Source organism: Thermus altitudinis, from assembly GCF_022760835.1.
Taxonomy (GTDB): domain Bacteria; phylum Deinococcota; class Deinococci; order Deinococcales; family Thermaceae; genus Thermus; species Thermus altitudinis.
This window is the reverse complement of sequence record NZ_JAKTNQ010000035.1, coordinates 1-20,244: the sequence shown is the minus strand read 5'-3', so window position 1 is coordinate 20,244 and position 20,244 is coordinate 1. Positions and strand designations below refer to the sequence as shown.

Sequence of the window (20,244 nt, the reverse complement as noted above, 5' to 3'; positions counted from 1 at the left end):
GTCAGGTGGTCGGCCACGGTCATGGACGAAGAATACAACAAGAAAGGGTATTACACATAAATCCTTACACGACCACTCCGGGCCTCCCAAGAGCCGCCTATGGAGCCATGCTCCTACGAGGGTCTACCCTCAGCGAACCCGTAGCCAGGTTCCTGCGGCCGGGGGCCTGGCCTCCGCCTCCCCCCGGGGCTCCTCCGGGTCCAGGGCCCCGTCTCCGTCCCGGTCCAAGAAGGCGAGGAGGCGGTAGGTCCCGGGGGAGAGGCCTTCAAGCCGGAAAGGCCCCCCTTCCGAGGGCAGGGCGAGGCTCCGGCAAGCGCCCCCCTCGGAGCAAGCGGAGAGCACCACCCGGGCGGGAAGGGCCTCCACCTGGACCTCCGCCGTGGCTTCAGCCCCACCCCCTTCCAGGCGCACCCGGTAGGCCCCGGGGGCCGTCCCCGTGGGCGCCCGCACCCGGAGGTGGGCCGTGCCCTGGGCGGGGTTCGGGGCGAGGTAGGCGGCAAGCCCCCCTTCCGCCGCCACCCGCACGGGGACCGGGTAGGGGCTTAGGACCTCCACGGCCAGGCTCCCCTCCTCCCCGGGCTTCAGGGCCAGGCGGCCCTCCACCCGCAAGGCCACCCCGCCCCCCTCCAGGGCCTTCAGGGCGGCGAAGGCGTCTAGAAGCCTCCCCTCCGGGGTGGACCTGCTCCCCGCGAGGAGGGCCCCCTCCAGGGCCTCAGGGGAGGCCGCCCCCCGGGAGCGAAGGAGGGCCAGGGCCGCCGAGACGTGGGGGGCCGCCTGGCTCGTCCCCTTGAGGAGGCGGTGTCCCCCCAGGGTGGGGCCCAGGACCCCGGAAGCCCCGTCCCCCCCGGGGGCGAGGAGGGGGGCGGAGCGGTTGGAGTAGGAGGCGAGCCTCCCGTCGGACCCCACCGCCCCCACGGTGAGGACCCCCCGGCAGTTCCCGGGGAAGTAGTCCCGGAAGTCCCGCCCGTAGTTCCCCGCCGCCGCCACCACCAGGACGCCCCGGGCCCTCACCTCGTCCAGGGCCTCCTGCAAAGCGGGGGAGCAGGGGCCTTCCCCGCTCAGGGAGAGGTTCACCACCTGGGCCGGGTGGGGGTTTGGGGGAAGCCCCGGCACGGGGATCCCCGCCGCCCACCGGAGGGCGAGGAGGAGGTCGCTCTCCCGCCCCGTCCCCTCGGGGGTGAGGAGGCGGATGGGGAGGATGTGGGCCTGGGAGGCCCCCGCCATCCCCACCCCGTTCCAGGCCGCCGCCAGGACCCCGGAGACGTGGCTCCCGTGGAAGGTCTGGAGGGGGCTTCCCGTGCTGGGCTCCGTGGGGTCGGTGTCCCCGTCCACGAGGTCCAGCCCCGGAAGGAGGACGCCCTCGAGGTCGGGGTGGCCGGGGAGGACCCCGGTGTCCACCACCGCCACCACCACCCCCTCCCCCGTGGCCTCGGCCCAGGCCTCGGGGAAGCGGGCCAGGGGGAGGTTCCACTCCTCGGGGAAGAGGGGCTCGGCCTCGCCCCCCTGGGCCCGCACGGGGCGGTCGGGGAGGCCTTCCGTCCTTGAGGCCAGAGGCTGAAGCCCCTCCGCCCGGTACCAGCCCCCGCCCAGGGGCCTCCCGGAGCACCCCGTGGGGCAGTAGCGGAGGACGCCCGCCGCCTGGGGCGCGGCTTCCGCCTCCCCCACGTAGACCGCGCCCTCCAGGTAGAGATCCTGGGAGGAAGCGCTCTCCACCACCAGGCGGAAGGGGGCCTCCCGCCGCATCCCCCCGCCCTCGGCCACCACCCGGGCCTCCCAGGTCCCGGCCTCCCGGGCGGGGATGGCGAGGGAGAGCTCCTCCTTGCCCTCCACCTCCAGGGGAGGAGGGGTCATCCCCGGGGGAAGGCCCTCCACGAAGAGGCGGGCCCTGAGCCCCCTGGCCTCCACCCGCGCCGGGAGGGTGGCCGTCTCCCCCTCCCGAGCCCGCACCTTCTCCTGGCCCAGGGAGAGCCGGAGGAGGGGGGCCTCGAGGGCGCACCCCGTCAAAAGGAGCAGGCTAAAAAGGAGGCTCCAGGTCCTCCTCATCCAGGCCCACCTCCGCTACCCGCCGGGCGAAGGCCGCCTCGAGGGCCTCGTAGGCCTCCTCCAGGCTGGGGAAGTCCCCGAGGTCTTCCCGCTCCCCTTCGGGGCCCTCCCACCAGGCCCGGCACCTTCCCGTGGGCCACTCCTGGACCCACCCGTCCCCCATGGGCGTCTCGTAGACTCGCCGCTTCTGGCTTCCGTCAAACCGGAGAACCCGCATTTACTTCCCCCAAGCCACAGCGAAGTACCCCCGGAGAACCGCCACCACCTCCGGGCTTTCCACCACCACGAAGGCCGCCCCCTTGGGGGCCACGAAGAACCGTCCGTCCGCCAGGAGGAACCACCCGGCCATGGGCGTCCCCCCGAGGCGCACCACCTTCGCCCCCCGGGCCCAGGGAGGAGGCGCCTCCCGCCCCAGGACCAGGGTGAGGCGCTTCTCCTTCAGGGCCTCCCCCAGGGAGGCCGGGGGGAGCCCCACGGCCACCACCTCCTGGGTCCGGTTCGCCAGGAACCAGTAGAGCTCCCGCTCGGAGAGCTCCCGCACCTGGGGTAAGCCCTGGGCCAGGGCGGGGAGGAGGAGGGCGAGGGCGAAGAGAAGGGCCCTAGGGGATCCAGTACCCCTCATCGTCCTCGCGCTCCATGAGGAGGTCCAGCACTTCCCAGGGAACGAAGACGCCCTCTTCATCTTCCTCCTCCTCAAAGTCCTCCGCCTCCCGGTCCAGGCACTCCAGGCAGGCCGTCTCCAGCTCCCGGCCATCGGGGAGGCGGATCGTGATGCGCCCCGTTCCGCCGCACATGGGGCACGCCATCACGCCACCTCCGGCAACGGCACCCGGAACTCCGGGGCCCAGAAAAGCGCCTCCTCCCCCTCGGCGAGGAGAAAGGCCGCCTCAATCCCCCGCTGGTAGAGCCGCCACCCGAGCTCGGGATGGCGCACCAGGTAGTATTGCCCGGTACCGTCCACCTTCACCACGCTAGCCTCCTCCACGATCCGCCAGAACTCCGCGAGATCCGTCCGCATACGCCTTCTCCCGTGGGGCGAAGCCCCCAAGTCACTTCACCTCCTCCTGCCTCCTCGAGGCGCTCACCACGTAGCTCGTGGCTAGGCGCATCACCAGGGCCACCTTGCTGGAGACGGGGCCGTCCGGGGTGAGCCAGAGCCAGCGATCCGGGGTGCTGTATCCGGGGGCGAAGAGGTAGCCCTTCCCCCCGGCCCAAAGGATGGGCAGACCCAGGATGACCCCGGAGAGCTCCGGGGCATCCCGCTCACCCCCCACGGCCACCACCTTGAGGAGGCCTTCCTTCACCGCCTCCTTCAGCTCCGCCTCCAGCTTCCTGGCCGTCCGCCCGTCCGTGACGATGTACGCTTTAGGAATCCGTATCCCTCCCGGCGGGCAGGTGTAGATGGGCACCCCCCCGTAGGAGATGTTCTGGCACCCCCCTCCGTGCAGGATGAGCCCGAGGTAGCGGGCCAAAGCCTCCACCCCGGCCCCCGAGCCCACCACCATCACCTCCTGGCCGCTCTGGAGGGCCCTCTGGATCTCTCCCCAAGAGGCGGGGTAGAGCATGTCGTCCGGGAGGCCGCACATCTTGAGGGTGGTGCACAGGACGCACTTCGTCACCCGGTACACCCCCCGGAGGACCAGGGAGGGCTGGGAGAAGTCCAGTTGGGCGAGACTACTGGGGTCGCACGAGAGGACCTGGCTGACCTTGTTCAGGTTGTTGCTGATCCCGCCCCAGTCCAGGTTGGAGAGCCAGTCGAACTGGGCCAGGGCCGGGGTAAGGGCTACCAAAAGGGTCAAGAACGCTTTCCGCATCTTCACCTCCCGAGGAGGGGCCGATAGAGCGCCCTCAGGTCCAGGGCGTAGGCCGAAAGGTCCGAGACCAGGGTGTAGGGGGCTCCCCGCACCCCCGGCACCTCGTACCCCTCGGGCACGGAGACCCACCGCCAATGCGTCCGCTCCAAGCTAAAGGGAAGCACGTAGGGGGGCACCCCTAGGGGTTGCGCCGGGCCTTCCAGGGGAAGCGAGGGGTAGGCGATGACGCAAGGGGGGCAGTATTCCACCCGGATGTCGATGGTGAGGGGCGTGTGCCAGTAGACCACCAGGCGGGAGAGCTGGCCCCAGGCCCAGCCCATCCAGTTCCCCAGGTTCACCTGGGAGAGGTCCACATTGCGGATGTCGGGGACCGTGGTCACCTCCAGGAAGTTCGTGCCCTGGAAGAAGGTGGCGTACCCGAAGGCCTCGTAGACGGGGAGGGACGAGGGAGGAAGCCAGCGCTTGGCCTCCTCGTACTTCCAGAGGCCTGGGGCCTCCTTCGCCTTCAGGGGCTCATCCTGGGGCTTCCCCCCGGTGAGCTTTTCCACCTCCCCCTTGGCCTTCACCGCCTGGTCCAGGGTCATGAGGGCCGTGGCCGCGCACGAGACCACCCGGTCCAGGTCCCCCGCGCACCCCTTGAGGACGGGGACCGCCCCGGTGAGCGCCCTCAGGGGAGCGTCCACCAGGTTCTTGAGGTTCTCCTTCAAAGCGTCCACCCCGGGCAGGCCCAGGAAGGCCCGGGAGTCAAAGAGGGTCTTGGCCGAGCGGTAGAAGTGGACGTAGAGGTACACCTTCTCCAGGTCGCTCCCCGCCCGGTCGATGAGCCGTTTGTAGGTGTCCCAGATGGCCTGCACCTGGTCCCAGAGGGCGGTGAGGTCCACGGGGAAGAGTTCGGTGTAGACCGGGGCCACCACGCTCCCCGCCCCGAGGAGGTGGCCCTGCCAGGGCACGGGGAGGTAGGCCTTGGGGCTCCCCAGGCTCTTGAAGTCCTTGGGGAGGAGGGAGAGGAGGTCCTGGGGCGTGGAAGGCCTCGGGGTGAGGAGGATCTGGGAGACCTCCTTCAGGTAATCGGCGTAGTAGTCCGTGAGGGCCTTCTGCATCGCCCGCTCCACCCGGGCGTTGGCCTCCGCCTCGTTGAACCAGAAGGGGCGGGAGGGGTAGCCCGGGGTGCGGAAGACCTCGTACCCCTGGACCAGGACCTTGAACCCCGGGATATACATGAGGGGCAGGATCTGCATCTCGAGCCCGTCGCAGAACTCCTTCGGGTCCACCTGGGGCACGGGGAGGTACTTGTCCAGCTTGTGGAGCCCCGCCGAGGCCCACGCCCCCAGATCCAGGGGGGAGGACCGGGTGGCCGCCTGAAGGAAGGCCGTGTCCACCCCCTCGGAGGGCACCATGAGCTTGAACTCGGGGAGAGGAGGATTTAGCTCCGGCCCCTTCACCCCGGCGAGGCAGTAGGCGAACCAGAAGGCGGGGTTGTTGAGCTCGGTGATGACCCTCCAGTAGTAGCGCTCTTCAAAGCGTTGCCACGCCTTGCGGAGGTCCCGCGCCACCTCCCGGGTGGCCTCGAGGCTGGAGAGGGGGAGGTAGAACTCGTGGGCCTGGGCCTCCGGGGTGGTGGCCCCTCCCTGGTAGTCCCTAAGGCGGTCCTTCCTCAGGACCTCCAGGTAGGGCCACTTCCCCTTCAGGACCTGCTCCAGGCGGTAGTCCGGGGCGGAGAGCAGGTACTTGGTCCATTCCTCGTAGGTAGGCCCCTGGGCCAGGGCCAGGGAGAAGAGGAAGAGCGCCCAAACCCACCGCATCTCACAACCCCCTTTCCGCGCACCAGTCCCTGAGGGGCTTGAACCACACCTTGGCCTCCTCCCTCCCCGTCCCGGCGAGGGGGTTCCCCTGGGGCGAGAGGGAGCGGGTGATGTAGCTCACGTAGGGGTCGCCCTCGGCCACCTCAAGGTCCCTCCCGGTGGGCATCAGGTAGCCCTCCAGGCCGGGGATCCGGTACCGCTTCCCCTCCGCCGTCACGTACCCGAAGGGCTCCACGGGGCGGTCGTTGTCGCTGGCGTAGCGCCAGGTCTCCTGCCACCCCTTGAGGGACACATAGACGCTGTACCCCTTGACCTCGTACTGGGGCACCAGGGGGTAGACGGTCCCCGTCACGTGGCGGTAGCGCCACCAAGCGCCGATGGCCCCGCTTCCCCGGTATCGCCCCTGGTCGTCCTTGTATTTGCAGGCGTAGATGTCCGTAAGCCCCACCCGCCTCGTCCAGGAGCAGTCGTAGGCGGTGAAGTATTCGTACTTACCCTTCACCCACACGCCAAACCGGAGCCCGTTGATCTCGTTGGCCCAAACCCCGGTGTCAAAGGAAGCTCCCGCGTTCTGGTCCAGTTCGTACCCCACGAGCTCCTTGTTCGCCACCACCTGGGCCGTCCCCCTATTTCGCCCGGCGGTGTCCCGCACGGTGTAGGGACTGGACCCGTCGGGGAAGCCGTCCAGGTAGAAGGACTCCTCCCCTCGGCCCGCGTCCCGGGAGAAGACCCCGTCCCAGGAGGCCTCCTGGTCAAGGGTGAAGGAGAGGTTGGCCCAGGACGAAAGGGTCCACTCCTTGAACTCCACCCGGGCCTTCAGGTTCGCCTGAGAGATGTACCCCCACACCAGAGCCCGGGCCTCGGGAAGCCCCTCCTGAGTGGGAGAGAGGGGCGTGGTGAAGGAGAGGTAGTCCGTCTCCTGCCAGTCCGGGCGGTCCACCAGGTAGCGCCCCGCCATCACCGCCCCCTTCTGGGTGTCCCCGGAGGGCGGGTAGATGACGGCGAAGGCCTGCTCCTTGGAGAGGGTGTCCCGGGGCATCACGTGGAAGCGGGAGTCGCTCCGGTAGAGGGAGCAGTAGCTCCTCGCCGTCCCCTCCGGGACCACGAAGCGCTCCTGGCCCCCGTTTTTCGCCCTGAACTCCCGGGCCAGGGTCTGGGTCCACACGGAGACCTCGGGGACGAAGAACCAGAGGGTGCTCCCCCGGGGCTGGCGGGCGTAGAAGGCCCGGAGATCGCCCAGGGAGGAGAGGACGCTCTTCGCCACCACGTCCCGGTCCGCCGGGGAGATGCCGGAGAGGATGGACCCCTGGACCGAAGGGGGCCGGTAGGACTCCATGCCGGGGTAGCGGTACCGCTCCCTAGCGCTTCCTCCAGGGGGCCTCACGGAAAGCCACCCCCCCGCCTCCAGGGGCACGGGGTTGTCCGGGGAGGGCATCCAGGTCTTGGCCCCCTGGAGGGGCCAGACGGCGTACTGCACCTGGTGGTAGGAGGGCCTGTTCTGGGAGTCGTAGACCGTGCTCACCGAGGCCCGCCCCCGGAGGCGGTTCTGGGAGTCGTAGAGGTTGAAGACCGCCCCGTTGTAGGGAGTGTTCGGAGCGTACCCCGAGAGGGTGAAGTAGTCGCACCCGGAAATGCAGAGGTAAAGCTTCCCGTTCCACCCGAGGGTCTGGTTGGTGGAACCCTGGATGGGGTCTGCCCCCGTCTCCACCAGGAACTCCACCACCACGCTGTACCCCTCCCGGGCGTTCCCCTGGAGCGTCCCCCGCACCTCCGTGGAGGGACGAGGGCCGTCCACGAGGCCCACCTGGGCTAGGGCTAGAGAGAGGAAGGGGAGGAGAACGAACTTACGCACCTCTCACCTCCTGGGAAAAGGCGTCCACCAGATGAAGGACCACGGGCCAGAGGAGGCCCGCGAAAAACCAGGAAGAACCGTATGCGAGAGCAAAGACGATCCCCGCCGAAACACCGATGGCCCAACGGATCCAGGTCATGGGTACTGCCTCCCCCGCTGAAACATGGGGTCAATCATCAAGAGGGTCTTCAGCGTGGGCACCAGGCCCGTGGGGGTCTCCGCCAGGGCCAGGCACCGCCTGCCCTCCGGGGTGTCCTTGTAGGTCTGGCACCCCTGGAGGACCTGGTTCCGCTCGTCCTCAGGCACCGCCCCGTACTCGGGGTCCGAGGGGTCGTAGTACTTGCGGGGGATCACCCGGTCCATGAGGAGGTAGTCGTGCCGAAACCCCTTGACCATGAGGAAGGTCTTGATCTCCACCTTGGGGCCGATGTCCGCGCCCCGGGCGTTCTGCTGGCCGAAGCAGAAGGTGATGAACCCCCCGCAAAGCCTCCCGGTGTAGAGGAGGCCGTAGAGGATGCTGGGGACGTCCGTGAGGACCTTGATCTCCCCCGCCGGGTCCGCCCTCTTACAGATCCCGAGGCGATTACAGTCGTAGAAGTACCCCTGGGCCACCTTGGCGAGGGCGCTCCGCACGGGCTCCGGGACCTCCTTGGCGTAGGCGTAGGCGAGCATGGAGGCCCCCGCCTGCTTGTGGTCCTCCACCAGACGGTGGGCGAACTCGTGGAGGACCTGATCGTAGGAGAGCTCCCGCTCCCAGGTGAGGTAGGCCGCCCCCCGCCCCGAGGTGGAGATCGTCCCGCTCAGGGGCACCCAGTAGCCCCGGAGGAGGGTGCAGGCGTAGTAGGGAGACCCCGGCGCGCCCCCAGAGGTGGTCACCGTGGTCGTCTGCTCTTCACCCTGGAAGTCCCGGTACTTGCAGGACCAGTCCTCCCGCCACTCCTTCCAGTAGACGAAGGCCTCCGCCGTGAAGTGGTGGAAGCCGTTGTCCCGGAAGGAGAGGCTTCGGGTGGACACCTGAACCTCGGGGCACCCCTGGACCGGGTTGGGGGAGAGGAGGGTGTAAATGGGGTTCCACGGCTCCACGTTTCCGAGGGCGAGTTCGCTCCTCGTCCACCGAATGCGCACCCAGGCCGTGGTGGAAGGGGAGGAGGTCCAGGCCCGCACGGTGAAGGAGCCGGGGGAGGCCAGGGCGGTGGGGGAGACGGTGAGGTAGACCTGGGGCCTCCCCACGGGAAGTTCCGGGTAGTTAGGAGGGGTGTAGCTCACCGAGCAGGTGGTGCCCTGGGCGAGGGCGAGGCCCAGGAAGGAGAGAAGTGGCAACATGATGCGGCGCATAATACCGCATTATAGCAATGTGTGCTTAGCTAAGGGCCCGCTCCGCCTCCGCCAGGCGCTCCAGGAGGGCTTCCCGCCGCCTTAGAAGGGCCCGGTAGCGGGCCAGGGCCTCCAGGAACTCCCGGGGCCGGACGAAGCCCTCGGGCGGTTGCCACCCCTTGCCCAGGTACTTCCACCGCCACCGGCCCCCTTTCTTCACCTTGAGGTAAGGGTAGGGCCCGTGGGGGCACTTCCGGCAACGCTCCTTCCCGCACCTGACCCGCCGCCAGTAGACGGGGAGGGGGGAGAGGGCCTCCAGGGCCTTGCGCTCCTCCTCCAGGCGGGCCTCGAGGTCGGCGAGCTCCGCCTCTAAGCGGGCGAGGGCCTTGGCGAGGGCTTCCGAGGGCATCTTAGCTACACACTCCCCTGAAGTTTACCTGCCTTGTAGCTAAGACAGGAAGGGACCGGGACTGCCCCGGCCTCAGTACCACGACACCTTCCAGTAGGCTTCCCGCCTGCCGTACACCCAAGCGGCGTGCTCCGGGGTGGGTGGCTCGGCGTAGACCAGGTTCCATCCGGGGGAGAGCTCCAGGTCGTACTGGACCTGCCTCCCCCCGCACGCCTGGAGGCCCTTCTTCACCACCCCCTCTCCCGTGTAGACCAGGGCCCAGTATTCCTCGGCGGGGTAGGGGTAGGGGAGGGCCCGGGGAAGGAGGACCAGGCGGGCCTCGAGGCCGTCGGGGTAGAAGAGCCCGCCCCTGACCTCGTTCCGCCCGTTCCACCAGGCCACCTGGACCTGGGTGCCCGTGCACCAGGGGTCCGTGTCCAGGTAGGGGTCGGGGGTGGGGACGAGGCCCCGGAGGGAGAGGTAGACCCGCCCGTCTACCACGGGCGCCTCCCGGGTGAGCACCCTGAGGGTGCCCTGGAAGGGCGTCCCGTTCCAGGCGGTGATCCGCATCCTGAGCTCCTCGGCGTTCAAGAGCTGGTACTCCCCCTCCGTCCCCGCCCCGGGGAGCTCCCCACAGGCGGCGAGGAGGGGGAGGAGGGCGAGAAGCCAAGCCAAGCGCGCCGTCTTCAGGATTCCTTTCGCATCCATACCTCCCACTATGCCCCGAAGGGCCTTTCACAAAACTCCTTCCGCGGATGCCCCGCATTTCAATGCGGGGAGGAAACGGAAGCCGGGTGAAGCCCGGTGTAGCGCATCCATCCGCCGATGTGCCACAATACCATCATGCACAGGGCAGAAACCGTGGTGCTCAAACTGCGCTCCCCCAGCAAGGCCAAGCGAGCCTGGCTGGACCAGACCGCCGAGCGCTTCCGCCAGGGGGTGCAGTTGGGCCTCGATTTCGCCCTGAGCGCCAAAACCAGCAATAGGGGGAAAATCCATGCCGCCACCTACCCGAAGGTCCGTGCCCTGGGACTGCCCTCCGACTACTGCCGCATGGCCATCAATCAGGTCGTGCAACTTGTCCGTAGCCACTTCGGACTGCGCAAGGGCAAGCGGAAGGTGGGCAAGCCCACGGTGGTTCGTAGCCAGGGGATAGGGCTGGGAGTTAACGCCTACCGGGTCGTGGGCACGACCCTTCGGGTTTCCACTGGACAGAAGGGCCAGTACCTCTGGTTTCCCCTGTCGGTTCCCCCGCAGTGGAGGGACAGGCTCCAGTACGTCCAGGGGGATGCAAGGCTCTTCAAAAGGGGGCACGACTGGTTTGTCATGTTGCCCCTTAAGGTGCCCACCACCCCTACCGTCCGTGGCGGGAACGGTGAACCCACCGTTATCGGGGTGGACCTGGGCATCGTTCGGTTGGCTACGGCCAAGCATCCCAAAGGCGTGTTTGTGGTGAACGGCAAGCCCATCCGCCATCGCCGGGAGCGGTTCGCTTCCCTGCGCCAGCGTTTGCAACGCCACCGTCGCACCGACCGGGTGCGGGCCATGGGCGACCGAGAGAGACGCTGGATGACCTACCTCAACCACAAGGTCAGCCGACAACTGGTGGACCTGGCGCTCCGGTACCCCAATCCCGTGCTGGCCTTTGAGCGGCTGGACGGCATCCGGGACCGGGTGCGGGGAAGCAAGAAGTTTAACCGCATGGTTTCGAGCTGGGCTTTCCGGCAACTGGTCGACTTTGTGCTGTACAAGGCCGAGCGGGCGGGGGTGCGGGTGGTGTTCGTGGACCCCCGCAAGACCAGCCAAACCTGCCCGAAGTGCGGCCATGCTAGCCGGGCCAACCGACCTGAGCAGAGCCACTTCCGATGTGTGGCCTGCGGCTACCAGGGCAATGCCGATGTGGTAGCCAGTCTCAACATCGCTGCCGCTGCGCTTGATGTGCTGCGGCAGGGGCCGCCTGACACGGCCCGTCTGGGGCAACCCGGACAGGCTCCTCCCGTGGGGGAGGGGCTGGATGGGGTAAAGGTGTGGGCTTCGGCTCATACAGACTCCAACCTCGCAAGCTCCGCGTAGGAGCCCCCGTTCTTCAGAACGGGGAGGATGTCAGCGCCTTACACGCGGGCCTCGAGGGCGTAGAGAACCACCCCCTCCCGGCCCAGGACCTCGTACCACACGCTCCAACCGTCCACCCGCATCTCCCGGGCGAGCCGCACCATCCGCCCCTCCCAGGGCACCATGGGCCAGGGGCGGTCGGAGAGGCCGGAGTAGTGGGGCTCGCCCAGGAAGCGTAGCCGCTCTTCCGCCTGCTTGAGGACTCGCGCGAACTCCATACCTATCTTTCCTTCGTGTAGCTAAGACAGAGGGCCTCGAGGTCCTCCCGCCGCTCGTACCGGAACCTCCGAGGGTGGGTGGGGTCGTAGATCTGCTCCTCTACCCGGGCCACCCTCTTGCCGGGGAAGAAGCCCAGGTGGTGCCGGAGGTCCCGCTCCAGGCGTTCCTCCACGAGGTCGAAGCTCGTGGTGGTGCCGTCCGCGAAGCGGATGACCACCCGCCTCATCCTTCCTCCCTCCCCAAGACCTCCAGGTAGAGGCCCTGCCGCCTGGCCTCGAGGTAGGCCCCCGAGCGGTAGGTCCTCGCCCACCGCCCCCGGGCCAGGGCCTCGAGGAAGGCTTCGTAGGCCTTCCAGTCGGGGAAGCGCCGCTCCCGCCGCACGAGCTTGCCGTTTTTTAAGATGATAAGCACCGCTTTCATGCTTTCCTTGCCTCCTACCCCCTCCCGTGGGGCCGCTAGGCCCCCGGGCCCTGAGAGGGCTTGGGGAGGGCGCTTTTGAGGCCTTCTCCCTTCCTATTTGCGCGAAAGAAAACTTTCGCGCATGCCCTCCACCCCTCCCCTAGCCCGCCTTCCGCCTCCGGTCCGGCCCCCGCACCTCCACGGCCCGCCCCACCCGGGAGAGAAGGGCCTCGGCGTTCTCCCCAAGCCGCCTCGCCGCTTCCTCGGGGGCCCAGTTGGAGGTGAGGAGAAGGTCCAGGCTTTTCCGATGGGCCGCCTCCACCAGGCCGAAGAGGACCTCGGCGGCGAAGGGGGTGAGCCGGGCCTTGCCCAGGTCGTCCAGGACCAGGACGTCCACCTGGTCCAGAAGCCTCGGGGCCTCGGGGTCTTGGGCCTCGAGGCGGGCCCGCTCGTAGAACTCCCACTCGGAGAGGAAGAGGGCCCGCTTCCCCTCCTGGGCCTTGCCCCAGGCCGCCCGCACCGCCAGGTGGGTCTTGCCCGTTCCCGGGGGGCCGAAGAGGTAGAGCACGCCCCCTTCCCTCTGCCACCCCACCACGGCCTCGAGGACCTCCCGCCTCCCCTCCCAGGGCCTCTCCAGGTAGCCCCGGTAGGCGGGGGGGAGGCTTTCCCGGTAGACCCGGCTCCAATACCACCGCCGCCAGACCCTCCCCACCTCGGCCAGGTACCTCTCCGGCTCCCGGTAGGCGCACTCGCAATCGTGCTCGATGCGGTGGGGGGCCCGGAAATCGTACCCCCGGAGGGCGGGCGCCCCGCACAGAGGGCAAGGGGGAAGCCCCGGGTCGTGCTCCACCCCCCGCGCCTTCAAGGTCTTCAGGATTTCCTCCACCTTGCTCCGGTCCACTCCCTCGCCTCCTTTTCCCGAAAACCCCGTCTAGAAGCCTCCTTGACACACTTGTGCCACCGGTTGTGCCACCACTTGTGCCTGCAAAGCTTCTAGAAGAGCAGGACCTCTCCCCGCTCCTCGTCCGGTGAGGGTCTGGCTTTGGCGAGGAGCTTCTTGGCGTAGGGGAAGGGCTCCCGGGCGTGCTTGGCCGCCTCCCGTAGGGCCTCCTCCACCGCCTCCGCCCCGAGGGTCTTGGCCCAGGCCCTGACCTCGGGGAGCCAGAGGATGAGGGCGCTGGCCCGCCGCCCCTCGGGGTAGGCCAGGACCGCCTCCGCCGCCCGGAGGAGCACCCCGGGGTGGGAGGCGGCCAGGGGCTGGGCCTCCTTGGGAAGGCGCTTCCCCACCTGGAGGAGGAGCCCCCGCACGTGGGGGTTGGCCTCCGCCAGGGCCTGGACGGGGCTCGGCTCCTTCCTCTTGCTCCGCTTGGCCTTGGGCTCGGCGGGAGCCTGGCGCTCGGCGGGCGGGGCCTTCTCCAGGCTGAGCCGGGCCACCCCGTCCTCCACCACCAGGGCCCCTTCCCTCTCCAGGGCGGGGATGACCCGCTCCAAAAGGTAGCGGAGGGTCCGGGGCCGCTCGGCGAGCTCCAGGGCCAGGGCCTTCAGGTCCTTCGGCCCCTCGTAGTAGAGGACGAGGAGGACCCGCTCCCTAAGCCCCATCCACGGGAAGAGCTCCCTTGGGGCCATCCTCTTCCTCCACCAGAAGCCCCTTGATGAGGAGGGTGTCCTTGAGCTCCAGGAGGGAGATGTGGGCGGCCACCAGGAAGGCCTCCACCGCCTTTTCGTCCCTCTCCTCCAGGGCCCGGAGGGCGGCGAGGAGCTCCACCTCCAGCTGGACCAAGGCGAGGGTCAGGGCCCGGCTCACAACCGCACCCCCTCCGAGACCAGGCGCACGAGGAGGCCCACCTCCTCCGTGTAGGCCCGGGCGATCTCCAACTCCGCCTTGGCCCTCTGGTAGCGCTCCTCGGCCTCGGCCAAGGCCCGGTAGAGCTCGGCGTAGAGGGCGCGGGCCTTGGCCTCCCGCTCCTCGGCGTTCTTGCCCTGCACCTCCCCGGAGAGGAGGCCCTGGGCCACGGCCTCCTCCAGGGCCTCCTTCGCCCTGGTCCGCTCCAGGGTGGCCTCGAGGGCCTGCTCCAGGGCCTTCCGATACGCCTCAAACACCTGCCTCACTTCGTTCTCAAGTCTGAGCATCCTTCACCTCCCGCCCCTTCCCGGGGGGGGCTTTAGCCCCCCCAAGCCCTCACGCCGCCAGAAGCTCCGGGAAGAGGGGCACCCTCGGGTCCCCCCTCGCCCCCTCCTCCGCCGCCTCCCTCCACCCGGGGGGAAGGGGGAGGGGGAGGACGGTCGTGGCGAGGTAGGGGTCCTTTCGTAGCCGGGCGAGGACGAGCGCCTCCGCCTTCCTCCCCTCTCTGCCCGAGAGGAGCTCCTGGAGGAGGCGGCTCCCCAGGAAGGGAAGGCCGAAGGCGGCCTCCTCCAGGAGCCCCCGGACCGCCCGGTTAGCCCTGGCCTCCGTCTTGGGGAGGCAGAAGTCCGGCGATGAGGGCGTAGAAGCGCCCATCCCTCACCTCCACCAGGGGCGCCCTGGGGCCGGGGTAGAGGGCGAGGTCGGCCTCAGCCCCCTCCACCTCCTCCAGGGCCTCCTTCAGGAAGCGCCCGTTCACCGTCACCTCGCCGTCCCCTTCCCCGGGCAGGACCTCCTCGGAGACGGGGGCCCACGCCTCGTCCAGGGCCTGCACCCGCACCTCGCCCCCGCCCGCCTGGAGGCGCACGGGGTGGTTCTGGGGGGCGGCCACCACCAGGGCCCGCTTCAGCGCCTCGAGGAGGTTCTTCGCCCCGATCCGGCCCACGGGGGGCACCTGGGGAAGGACGCCCCGGTAGGGAGGAAAGCCTCCGTCCGCGAGGGGCAGGCCCGCCCGCCCGTCCCGGCCCACGGCCACCAGGGCCCTCCCGTCCCAGGCCAGGCGGAAGGACACCTCCCCCTCCAGGCCCTTCAGGGCCTCCTCCGCCTGCGCCGGGAGGGGGTAGGCCCCTTCCCGGAAGACCTCGGCCCTCACGGTGTAGAGGTGCAGGCGGTACCCGTCCGTGGCCGCCACCCGCACCCGGGGCTCCTCCACCTCCACCAGGACCTTGCCCTGGTGGCTGGTGAGGCGCCTGCCCAGGGCGAGGGCGCTCCTCAGGGCCTTCAGGAAGTCTTCCCCGGCTCGGAAGATCTCCTCCCCCTCCTCCTCCAGGACGGCCAGGGAGAAGGGAGGAGCGGTGTGGAGCTCCGCCCGGAGGGGGCCTCCCCGCACCAGGAGCCGCCCCTCCAGGAGGGCCACCTCCACCTCCCCCTCCACCTCCTCCAGGAGCCCCAGGAGGGGCCTGCGGGGGAGGGCCACGGGGGGGAAGCTTCCCTCCCCCACCCGGGCCTCCACCTCCACCCCGCCGGGGCCCGTGGACCACACCCTCGCCCCGTCAAAGCTCACGTAGTCCAGGCCGTACCGGGGAGGGGTCATGCGCTTCAGGGCTTCCTTGAGCCTCGAGGCCTCCACCTTGGTCGCCACCGCGAGCATCCCTCACCTCCGAAAGGAGACCGAGGGGTGGGCCCTCCCACCCCCCGGCCCTCCCTCGCCTACCGCTTCACCGTCTCCCCGTTGGCGTTGAGGCGGATCACCTCGGGGAGAGGCTTCCCCGCCGCCACCGCCTCGGGCAGGCCCTTCAACCTCTCCAGGACCTTGAAGGGGATGTAGCGGTGCTCCCCTTCAATCACCACCCGGGGGTAGCGGTAGAGCTCCCTGCCGATGCCCCACGCCACCGCCGCCCGCTTGAGGGCCCCGGAGATGCCCCCCTTGAAGGGCTCCATGTCTGTGGCCCCGGAGCCGTCCTGCTTCTCCACCCACTCCCCGGTCTCCGGGTTCTTGATGGCGATGCTGGCGATGACCCCGTGCTCCTCCCCCACCTGGGCCGGGGTGTAGCGCACCTGCCACCCGAAGAGCCCGAAGGCCTCATCCAGGCGGGCCATCACCGCCCGGGCGTCGATGAAGGGGGCGATGGTGGTCTGCCCGTTCTTGGCGCTGATCACCTTCCACTCGATCTCCTCCGCCGTGAGGGGCCGGGTGAGCCTGGCGATCGCTTCCGCCACCGTCATCCTTCACCTGGTCAAGTAGAGTGCACATTAGCGCACCCCGGCCCTCCACCAGGAGGAGGACCTAAGCTTCCTTTCCACCCCTCCCACGCTCCCCGGTGAAGGAGGGCCTTCAACGGGGAGAGGTCACGCGGCACCGCGTTCCTAAGGAGAGGAAGGAAAGTGCCTGCCCTCAAGACCCGCCAGGGATTGGCGCCAAGGAAGTTCCTTCCATCGGTGACCTCCCCTTGGCTCCCCGAAGAGCCCTGAAGGCTTGAAAACAAGGCCAGGTGGCGCTTCGCCCTCCCGATCTCCCGGGAAAGCCTGCGCCTCAGGTAGGGGTTGCGCTCCTGCGCTTTTTTGGCCCGGAGTTCCTGCACCTTGGAGGCGTAGAAGCCCTGGACGTGGCCCCTGAAGCTTTCGTCCCGGAGGAGCCTCTCGTACCCCCTGGGAAGCTTCTCCCTGAACCCCAAGGCCCTTCTCCCGATCACGTAAGCGGCGGCCACGTCCTTGGAGAGGGAAAGCTGGGGGGCGTACTTGAGCATCCCAATGGTGGAGGTGTCCCGCGGGTTCACCTCCACCACCTGAACACCCCTCTTCCGGGCCAAGGAGTGGACCTTCCGGAGGAGGAAGGCGTAGGCGAAGCGGTGGGCCTTCCTCCTGAAGACCCTCCCCGAGCCGTCACCCCTCCTGGACTTCCTCAGGTACTTCAGGCGTTCCGTGGCGATGGCTACTCCATACTCCAGGGCCAGGGAAACGACCCGGTGCGCCACCTCCCAGAGCAGAAGTTCCTTCGCCCCCCTGTTCGGAGCGCGGTCTACTTCCTCAAGGGAGAGGGTGAGGTGCCTCCTGAGGTTTCCATCAGGGCTCACCACCGCCAGGGCCAGGTGGTAGGGGTCCGAGTTCACGTCCAGGGCGAGGACCCCGTTCTCCTTCTTGGCCACGAGGGGAGGGGGCTCCTCCTCCCAGGTGAAGGTGGCGTAGACCTTCCCCTCCCGTAAGGAGAGCTCCACGTTGTAGGGGAGGGAGGCATACACCCTCTGGAGGAGGGCGTTGAGGTTCGGGTGGCCCGTCTTGACCAAAGCCCAAGCGTACCTCCCGTTTCCCAGGTTGACGCGGAGCCATAGGGCCCCGCCCTCGGCTTCCAACCTCAGGTTCAGGTTGCCCCCCTTGGTCCTGTCCCCTCGGGAGTAGAGGAGGCCTTGCCTCTTTTCCCTCCACTCCCGCTTGAGCTTCCTCAGGGGCTTACCCGAGAGGTGTTTGCGCTTGAGCTGTTGGAAGAGCTTTCTCCCCCCGAAGACCACCTTCCGGGGGTCCTCTCCTCTCTCCCGGGCAGAGTCCAGGAGGGCCTGGGCCTTCAGGATCGCGTCGTCGGCGTAGCGGGTGTTGAGGCGGAAGGAGGTGCAGAGGAGACCGTCTGCCCGTTTGAGTTCCTCCCTGGTCTGACCTTCCAGGAGGCGGTTGTAGGCGTAGCGCACGGCGGCGGAGAAGCGGCGCATGAGGTCCAGGGTGGCCTTGTGGTCCTCTTCAGAAGGGAAGAGGAGAAGCGCTTGGACTCCGGTGAAGGCCTTCGCCTTCTTTTTGGCGCGCTCCCGCGCGGCTTTAGGCTTGGCCTTCACCTGGGGCCTCCTGGGAGGGAGTATACCCGTCTGTGGGCTTTACATTGGGGGAGTTCGCTAGGGTGAGGCGCCGCAAAGCGGGAGCGTTTGAACGTCAGGGTGAAGTGGGGTGCGTTATTTTTCAACTGTTTGCACCTCCCACCTTCTTCCGTGGGGCCGCTGTCAGCGAAGCTACCTTGCGGCCCCCTCGCCTTCCTCGTCAAAGAGGTCCCGAAGCCACCGGAGGCGCTCCGGGTCCCCCTCCCCGGGCTTGGCCACGAGGCCCGTCTCCTCAAGAAGCCCCACCAGGAGGGCGAGGGCGAGAACAGGGCCTACCAGAAGGCCGAGAAGCAGAAGGAGCTCTACCATCCCTTTCTCCTCACCTGGGGCCTGCGCCCCCGCCCCGCCCTGAGCCGGGTCAGCGGGGCCACCGGGGGGCGGCCCAGGGGATCCTTTCGCATGCCCGCGAGGGCCAGGGCCTGAAGCTTAGCGCGAACGCTCACGCCCCCCTCCTCAAGAGGACGAAGGCCCCCTGGACGAAGAGCAGGACTGGGACGCCCCAGGCCAGGGGCGAAGGGGCCCCCTCCTGCCACCGGAAGAGGAGCCACAGGGCGGCCAGAACGTTCCCCCAACCCGCCAGATACCCGACAAACCTTCCCATGCCTTCCTCCAAACGAAGCCGAGGGGCGGGGAAGACCCGCCCCCCTGCTCTTCTTCCGCCTAGGCCACCGGGCGCTCCGCCGCCCGCGTCTCCACCTGAGCCCTCCGCTTCTCCCGGAGCCAGAGGGAGAGGACCACGGCCACCTGGTGCTTGCAGGGCCGGGTCTTCCCCTGGGCGTAGGCCGGGCAGGTGCAGGTCTCGGCCTCGAGGTCCACGAGGTAGCGCTTCCCCGGCTGGCTCTCGCTCTCCACCACGAAAAGCCCGTCCATCCCCGCCACCGGGTGGACCTTCCCGAGGAGCGCCTTGGCCTTCTCCAGCTTGCCCAGGGTCTGGAAGAGCCTTTCCTTTAGAGGCATCGTCTACCTCCTTCGCCGCTTCCCGTGGGGCCGCTAGGCCCCCAGGCCCTCGGTCTTAGACACATGAGAGGGGTCAAAGAGGGAATGCAGTCAAGACACCACCGAGGAAGGCCCAGGGTGCCCACCGCAGGGCCAGGTGGACGGCAAACGAGTAGACTGGCCCCATGGAACCCCACCCCCTCCGCCTCCTGGAGGAGGGCAGGGACCGGGAGGCGGAAGCCCTCCTCCAAACCCCCCAAGAAGGCCTCCTGGAGGCCGAGCGCCTGGCCCTCCTGGGCTTTCTTGAGGGGCGGAAGGGGGACCTTCGGGCCTACCGCACCCTGGCCCTGGAGGCCGCCCGAAGGGCCCAGACCCCCTTCACCCTCTACCACCTGGGCCTGGCCCTACCCCCAAAGGCGGGGGCCCTGGCCCTGGAGGAGGCCCTCCGCCGCTTCCGGGGGGACGCCAAGGGGGAGGCTCGGCTCCACCTGGCCCTGGCCGTGGCCCTGGAGCGCCTGGGCCGGCCCGAGGCCCTGGCCCACGCCGCCCTCGCCCGCCTCAAGGACCCCTCCCCCTGGACCACCCTCCACCACCTGCGCCTGGAGCTCCTCTTCGGCACGAAGCCCTTCCCGGAGGTCCTGGAGGAGGCGGAGCCCTTCCTGCCCCACCCCTTCCCGGGAGTGCGGATGCTGGCGGGGCACACCCTGGCCCTTACTCACCTCCTCCGGGGAAGCCCGAGGCGGGCCAAAAACCTCCTCCGGGGCCTTCTCCCCCTCCTGGAGCCGCAAAGCCTCGCGAGCTTCCTCGTCCTCGGGGCCTTGGCCCTAGACCCCCCCGAGGTCCGGCTCCTTCTGGAAGGGGCTAAGGCCTTCCTCCCCCGGGAGGGCTGGCCTTGGGGCTTCTACCTCCTCGCCCGGGGGCTTGGGGAGGGGGATGAGGCCCACCTCCTCGCCGCCCACGGCCTCCTGCGGGAGGAGGGGGCGCTCTACGCCCTCCTGGCTGAAGCCCGCCTGAAGGCCCTCGGGGTGGAGGTGGAAGCCCCTCTGGCCCCGGGGCTCGCCCCCGCTCTCCGCCCGGAGGCCCGGGCCCTCCTTTTGGGAGAGGCCGGAACCCCTCTCCTTCGCTTCCTCGGGGGAGGCCCCCTCCCCTCCCTGGGCCCCAGGGGCACCGAGGCCCTGGCCCTCCTCCTTGCCCACGAGGCAGGCCTTTCGGGAGAGGCCCTGGGGGAGGCGCTTTACGGGGAGCCCAACCCGGGGGCCCTGAAGGCCCTCCTCCACCGCCTGCGGGAGAAGGGCTTCCGCATCTCCTGTGCCCCTTACCGCCTGGAAAACCCTCCCCCCTCGGACCTGAGGGCCTTCCTCAGAGCCCTCTCCCGGGGGGACCTGGAGGAGGCCCTGGCCCTCTACCAAGGCCCCCTCCTTCCCTGGAGCCAGGCCCCGGGGGTGGAGGAACTCCGCCTGGAGCTGGAGGAGGCCCTGAGGCAGGCGGTGTTGGCCCAAGGGGACACGGAGAACCTCTTCCTCCTGGCCGAGCGCCTGAAAGAGGACCTGGAGGTCTGGGAGGCCCTCCTGGAGAGGCTACCCCCCGAGGACCCCCGCCGCCTCATCGCCCGGGCCCGGGTGGCGAGGCTCCGCCGGGAGTACGGGGTGTGAGGCCGGGGGAAAG

The 20,244-nt window shown here is 69.2% G+C and carries 29 protein-coding genes; 2 read left to right on the top strand and 27 right to left on the bottom strand.

Annotation, left to right across the window (positions count from 1 at the left end; translation table 11 throughout):
- Nucleotides 1–129 precede the first annotated feature (129 nt).
- From L0D16_RS10790 to L0D16_RS10735, 12 genes are all read right to left on the bottom strand, one after another.
- Nucleotides 130–2,043 (bottom strand): S8 family serine peptidase, encoded by a 1,914-nt coding sequence (locus L0D16_RS10790; protein ID WP_243031905.1) that lies wholly within the window; start codon nucleotides 2,041–2,043, stop codon nucleotides 130–132.
- Entirely contained in the window at nucleotides 2,015–2,260 is a 246-nt protein-coding gene (locus L0D16_RS10785; RefSeq protein WP_124105489.1) for a hypothetical protein, read from the bottom strand. Before L0D16_RS10785 ends, L0D16_RS10790 begins: the two co-directional genes overlap by 29 nt.
- The gene (locus L0D16_RS10780; RefSeq protein ID WP_014632264.1) at nucleotides 2,261–2,665 is read right to left on the bottom strand and encodes a hypothetical protein; all 405 of its coding nucleotides are present in this window, start codon (nucleotides 2,663–2,665) and stop codon (nucleotides 2,261–2,263) included.
- Nucleotides 2,643–2,849, bottom strand: a complete 207-nt coding sequence (locus L0D16_RS10775) for a hypothetical protein (protein WP_124105490.1) — start codon at nucleotides 2,847–2,849, stop codon at nucleotides 2,643–2,645. Before L0D16_RS10775 ends, L0D16_RS10780 begins: the two co-directional genes overlap by 23 nt.
- Nucleotides 2,849–3,061: a hypothetical protein gene (locus tag L0D16_RS10770; RefSeq protein ID WP_014632262.1), complete on the bottom strand. Its 213-nt coding sequence runs from the start codon at nucleotides 3,059–3,061 to the stop codon at nucleotides 2,849–2,851. The genes L0D16_RS10775 and L0D16_RS10770 overlap by 1 nt, the downstream gene beginning before the upstream one ends.
- A gap of 31 nt (nucleotides 3,062–3,092) precedes the next feature.
- Entirely contained in the window at nucleotides 3,093–3,857 is a 765-nt protein-coding gene (locus tag L0D16_RS10765) for a hypothetical protein (RefSeq protein ID WP_243031904.1), read from the bottom strand.
- 2 nt (nucleotides 3,858–3,859) lie between these two features.
- Entirely contained in the window at nucleotides 3,860–5,659 is a 1,800-nt protein-coding gene (locus L0D16_RS10760) for a hypothetical protein (protein WP_243031903.1), read from the bottom strand.
- A gap of 1 nt (nucleotide 5,660) precedes the next feature.
- Nucleotides 5,661–7,511, bottom strand: a complete 1,851-nt coding sequence (locus L0D16_RS10755; RefSeq protein ID WP_243031902.1) for a hypothetical protein — start codon at nucleotides 7,509–7,511, stop codon at nucleotides 5,661–5,663.
- Entirely contained in the window at nucleotides 7,504–7,650 is a 147-nt protein-coding gene (locus tag L0D16_RS10750) for a hypothetical protein (RefSeq protein WP_014511355.1), read from the bottom strand. The genes L0D16_RS10755 and L0D16_RS10750 overlap by 8 nt, the downstream gene beginning before the upstream one ends.
- The gene (locus tag L0D16_RS10745; RefSeq protein WP_243031901.1) at nucleotides 7,647–8,846 is read right to left on the bottom strand and encodes a hypothetical protein; all 1,200 of its coding nucleotides are present in this window, start codon (nucleotides 8,844–8,846) and stop codon (nucleotides 7,647–7,649) included. Before L0D16_RS10745 ends, L0D16_RS10750 begins: the two co-directional genes overlap by 4 nt.
- A gap of 25 nt (nucleotides 8,847–8,871) precedes the next feature.
- On the bottom strand, nucleotides 8,872–9,234 hold the full coding sequence (locus L0D16_RS10740; RefSeq protein ID WP_124105495.1) for a DUF6788 family protein: 363 nt from the start codon (nucleotides 9,232–9,234) through the stop codon (nucleotides 8,872–8,874).
- A gap of 72 nt (nucleotides 9,235–9,306) precedes the next feature.
- On the bottom strand, nucleotides 9,307–9,921 hold the full coding sequence (locus L0D16_RS10735; protein ID WP_243031900.1) for a hypothetical protein: 615 nt from the start codon (nucleotides 9,919–9,921) through the stop codon (nucleotides 9,307–9,309).
- Between the two features lie 135 nt (nucleotides 9,922–10,056).
- Here L0D16_RS10735 and L0D16_RS10730 point away from each other — a divergent pair, with 135 nt between their 5' ends.
- Nucleotides 10,057–11,286 carry an RNA-guided endonuclease InsQ/TnpB family protein gene (locus tag L0D16_RS10730; RefSeq protein WP_243031899.1) on the top strand — a complete coding sequence of 410 codons (1,230 nt, stop codon included), beginning with the start codon at nucleotides 10,057–10,059 and terminating at the stop codon, nucleotides 11,284–11,286.
- A gap of 38 nt (nucleotides 11,287–11,324) precedes the next feature.
- On the opposite strand, the gene L0D16_RS10725 is transcribed toward L0D16_RS10730, so the two are convergent.
- From L0D16_RS10725 to L0D16_RS10655, 15 genes are all read right to left on the bottom strand, one after another.
- Nucleotides 11,325–11,543: a hypothetical protein gene (locus L0D16_RS10725; RefSeq protein WP_126177622.1), complete on the bottom strand. Its 219-nt coding sequence runs from the start codon at nucleotides 11,541–11,543 to the stop codon at nucleotides 11,325–11,327.
- A 2-nt stretch (nucleotides 11,544–11,545) separates the two neighbouring features.
- Entirely contained in the window at nucleotides 11,546–11,770 is a 225-nt protein-coding gene (locus L0D16_RS10720; protein ID WP_126177623.1) for a hypothetical protein, read from the bottom strand.
- The gene (locus tag L0D16_RS10715) at nucleotides 11,767–11,964 is read right to left on the bottom strand and encodes a hypothetical protein (protein WP_126206397.1); all 198 of its coding nucleotides are present in this window, start codon (nucleotides 11,962–11,964) and stop codon (nucleotides 11,767–11,769) included. Before L0D16_RS10715 ends, L0D16_RS10720 begins: the two co-directional genes overlap by 4 nt.
- Before the next feature lie 139 nt (nucleotides 11,965–12,103).
- The gene (locus L0D16_RS10710) at nucleotides 12,104–12,844 is read right to left on the bottom strand and encodes an ATP-binding protein (RefSeq protein ID WP_243031898.1); all 741 of its coding nucleotides are present in this window, start codon (nucleotides 12,842–12,844) and stop codon (nucleotides 12,104–12,106) included.
- A gap of 92 nt (nucleotides 12,845–12,936) precedes the next feature.
- The gene (locus L0D16_RS10705; RefSeq protein WP_243031897.1) at nucleotides 12,937–13,569 is read right to left on the bottom strand and encodes a hypothetical protein; all 633 of its coding nucleotides are present in this window, start codon (nucleotides 13,567–13,569) and stop codon (nucleotides 12,937–12,939) included.
- Nucleotides 13,532–13,747 carry a hypothetical protein gene (locus L0D16_RS10700; protein WP_039457888.1) on the bottom strand — a complete coding sequence of 72 codons (216 nt, stop codon included), beginning with the start codon at nucleotides 13,745–13,747 and terminating at the stop codon, nucleotides 13,532–13,534. The genes L0D16_RS10705 and L0D16_RS10700 overlap by 38 nt, the downstream gene beginning before the upstream one ends.
- Nucleotides 13,744–14,073: a hypothetical protein gene (locus L0D16_RS10695; RefSeq protein WP_243031896.1), complete on the bottom strand. Its 330-nt coding sequence runs from the start codon at nucleotides 14,071–14,073 to the stop codon at nucleotides 13,744–13,746. The genes L0D16_RS10700 and L0D16_RS10695 overlap by 4 nt, the downstream gene beginning before the upstream one ends.
- Nucleotides 14,074–14,122: 49 nt before the next feature.
- Nucleotides 14,123–14,440, bottom strand: a complete 318-nt coding sequence (locus L0D16_RS10690; protein ID WP_243031895.1) for a hypothetical protein — start codon at nucleotides 14,438–14,440, stop codon at nucleotides 14,123–14,125.
- Nucleotides 14,379–15,434, bottom strand: coding sequence for a hypothetical protein (locus L0D16_RS12530; RefSeq protein ID WP_279231370.1), 1,056 nt, complete (start codon nucleotides 15,432–15,434; stop codon nucleotides 14,379–14,381). The genes L0D16_RS10690 and L0D16_RS12530 overlap by 62 nt, the downstream gene beginning before the upstream one ends.
- 59 nt (nucleotides 15,435–15,493) lie before the next feature.
- Nucleotides 15,494–16,009 (bottom strand): Rad52/Rad22 family DNA repair protein, encoded by a 516-nt coding sequence (locus L0D16_RS10680; RefSeq protein WP_243031894.1) that lies wholly within the window; start codon nucleotides 16,007–16,009, stop codon nucleotides 15,494–15,496.
- 11 nt (nucleotides 16,010–16,020) lie between these two features.
- Nucleotides 16,021–17,604, bottom strand: a complete 1,584-nt coding sequence (locus L0D16_RS10675; RefSeq protein ID WP_243031893.1) for an IS200/IS605 family accessory protein TnpB-related protein — start codon at nucleotides 17,602–17,604, stop codon at nucleotides 16,021–16,023.
- A 171-nt stretch (nucleotides 17,605–17,775) separates the two neighbouring features.
- Nucleotides 17,776–17,952: a hypothetical protein gene (locus L0D16_RS10670; protein ID WP_172596975.1), complete on the bottom strand. Its 177-nt coding sequence runs from the start codon at nucleotides 17,950–17,952 to the stop codon at nucleotides 17,776–17,778.
- Complete coding sequence (locus L0D16_RS10665; protein WP_243031892.1) at nucleotides 17,946–18,086, bottom strand: hypothetical protein; 141 nt, start codon at nucleotides 18,084–18,086, stop codon at nucleotides 17,946–17,948. Before L0D16_RS10665 ends, L0D16_RS10670 begins: the two co-directional genes overlap by 7 nt.
- Nucleotides 18,083–18,244, bottom strand: coding sequence for a hypothetical protein (locus tag L0D16_RS10660; RefSeq protein ID WP_243031891.1), 162 nt, complete (start codon nucleotides 18,242–18,244; stop codon nucleotides 18,083–18,085). The genes L0D16_RS10665 and L0D16_RS10660 overlap by 4 nt, the downstream gene beginning before the upstream one ends.
- 59 nt (nucleotides 18,245–18,303) lie before the next feature.
- Entirely contained in the window at nucleotides 18,304–18,600 is a 297-nt protein-coding gene (locus L0D16_RS10655; protein WP_243031890.1) for an SWIM zinc finger family protein, read from the bottom strand.
- Nucleotides 18,601–18,764: 164 nt separating this feature from the next.
- Between L0D16_RS10655 and L0D16_RS10650 the strand changes: the two genes are divergently transcribed.
- Nucleotides 18,765–20,231 carry a hypothetical protein gene (locus tag L0D16_RS10650; protein WP_243031889.1) on the top strand — a complete coding sequence of 489 codons (1,467 nt, stop codon included), beginning with the start codon at nucleotides 18,765–18,767 and terminating at the stop codon, nucleotides 20,229–20,231.
- Nucleotides 20,232–20,244: the final 13 nt, after the last annotated feature.